Raw genomic sequence first — 2500 nt, 5'->3', positions numbered from 1 at the left:
GGGATGAGCTGTGGATAGGGGTGAAAGGCTAAACAAGCCTGGAGATAGCTGGTTCTCTCCGAAAACTATTTAGGTAGTGCCTCACATGATTACTGCCGGGGGTAGAGCACTGTTATAGCTAGGGGGTCATGGCGACTTACCAACCTATGGCAAACTCCGAATACCGGCAAGTACAGTGTGGGAGACAGAGCACCGGGTGCTAACGTCCGGACTCAAGAGGGAAACAACCCAGACCGCCAGCTAAGGTCCCTAAAACGGGCTAAGTGGGAAACGAAGTGGGAAGGCATAGACAGTCAGGAGGTTGGCTTAGAAGCAGCCATCCTTTAAAGAAAGCGTAATAGCTCACTGATCGAGTCGTCCTGCGCGGAAGATGTAACGGGGCTAAGCCAGTTACCGAAGCTGCGGGTGTGCACGCAAGTGCACGCGGTAGGAGAGCGTTCTGTAAGCCTGCGAAGGTGGCTTGTAAAGGCTGCTGGAGGTATCAGAAGTGCGAATGCTGACATGAGTAGCGATAAAGGGGGTGAAAAGCCCCCTCGCCGTAAGTCCAAGGTTTCCTGCGCAACGTTCATCGGCGCAGGGTGAGTCGGCCCCTAAGGCGAGGCAGAGATGCGTAGCTGATGGGAAGCTGGTTAATATTCCAGCACCGTCGTGAGATGCGATGGGGGGACGGATGGCAGAAGGTCATCGGGGTGTTGGATGTCCCCGTTGCTGCATCATAGAAGGCGCTTAGGTAAATCCGGGCGCGTAATTCAAGGGTGTGGCTGGACAGGAACTTTGGTTCCTGGACTGATTGGAAGCTGTCCCAGGAAAAGCCTCTAAGCTTCAGTCTCACGAGACCGTACCGCAAACCGACACAGGTGGACGGGATGAATATTCCAAGGCGCTTGAGAGAACTCAGGAGAAGGAACTCGGCAAATTGATACCGTAACTTCGGGAGAAGGTATGCCCTTGTAGGGTGATGCGCCTGCGCGCAGAGCTCGAAGGGGCCGCAGAGAATCGGTGGCTGCGACTGTTTATTAAAAACACAGCACTCTGCCAAGACGAAAGTCGACGTATAGGGTGTGACGCCTGCCCGGTGCCGGAAGGTTAAGTGATGGGGTGCAAGCTCTTGATCGAAGCCCCGGTAAACGGCGGCCGTAACTATAACGGTCCTAAGGTAGCGAAATTCCTTGTCGGGTAAGTTCCGACCTGCACGAATGGCGTAACGATGGCCACACTGTCTCCTCCTGAGACTCAGCGAAGTTGAAATGTTTGTGATGATGCAATCTACCCGCGGCTAGACGGAAAGACCCCATGAACCTTTACTGTAGCTTTGCATTGGATTGTGAACCGGCCTGTGTAGGATAGGTGGGAGGCGTTGAAACCGAGTCGCTAGATTCGGTGGAGCCAACCTTGAAATACCACCCTGGTCTGTTTGCGGTTCTAACCTTGGCCCGTTATCCGGGTTGGGGACAGTGCATGGTGGGCAGTTTGACTGGGGCGGTCTCCTCCTAAAGTGTAACGGAGGAGTACGAAGGTACGCTAGGTACGGTCGGAAATCGTGCTGATAGTGCAATGGCATAAGCGTGCTTGACTGTGAGACTGACAAGTCGAACAGGTGCGAAAGCAGGTCATAGTGATCCGGTGGTTCTGTATGGAAGGGCCATCGCTCAACGGATAAAAGGTACTCTGGGGATAACAGGCTGATACCGCCCAAGAGTTCATATCGACGGCGGTGTTTGGCACCTCGATGTCGGCTCATCTCATCCTGGGGCTGTAGCCGGTCCCAAGGGTATGGCTGTTCGCCATTTAAAGAGGTACGTGAGCTGGGTTTAAAACGTCGTGAGACAGTTTGGTCCCTATCTGCCGTGGGCGTTGGATACTTGACGGAGCCTGCTCCTAGTACGAGAGGACCGGAGTGGACGTACCACTGGTGTATCGGTTGTCATGCCAATGGCATTGCCGAGTAGCTATGTACGGAAGAGATAACCGCTGAAGGCATCTAAGCGGGAAACTCGTCTGAAGATTAGGTATCCCGGGGGCTTGACCCCCCTGAAGGGTCGTCCGAGACCAGGACGTTGATAGGCTGGGTGTGGAAGCGCGGTAACGCGTGCAGCTAACCAGTACTAATTGCCCGTGCGGCTTGATCCTATAACCTTGCGGAGTACCGCAACGGACACAGTAGTGATCGTGTATGTAGCCGACACAATTGAACCAAACAACGCAACCCAAGTGCACCGCGCCACGGATCTGCTACAATGCAGCCCGTCGCAAAGCGCTTGATGTGCTTCTTCCAAATTAGTAATCCAGTCCCCGGCCTTCGCGCCAGAGACTCGATTGCAACCAGTTATGCTTGACGACCATAGCAAGGTGGACCCACTCCTTCCCATCCCGAACAGGACAGTGAAACGCCTTCGCGCCGATGATAGTGGGTGGACACCTGTGAAAGTAGGTCATCGTCAGGCTTTTATTCCGCAAAACCCCCGCAGAGCTCCTCTGCGGGGGTTTTGTCTTTGTGGCG

2 rRNA genes (1 of these 2 cut by a window edge) are annotated in these 2500 nt (G+C 54.4%); both read left to right on the top strand.

Features of this window, described 5'->3' with window-relative positions:
• Window positions 1-2130: ribosomal RNA gene (locus O4H32_RS14810) — 23S ribosomal RNA — on the top strand; it begins 757 nt to the left of the window's first position.
• Between the two features lie 201 nt (window positions 2131-2331).
• Window positions 2332-2444 (top strand): 5S ribosomal RNA (gene rrf, locus O4H32_RS14805).
• Window positions 2445-2500 lie beyond the last annotated feature (56 nt).

This window comes from Castellaniella denitrificans, from assembly GCF_027214045.1.
GTDB classification, from domain to species: domain Bacteria; phylum Pseudomonadota; class Gammaproteobacteria; order Burkholderiales; family Burkholderiaceae_B; genus Castellaniella; species Castellaniella denitrificans_A.
Note: the sequence above shows the minus strand (reverse complement) of the source record. Positions and strands in the feature narration are given on the sequence as shown.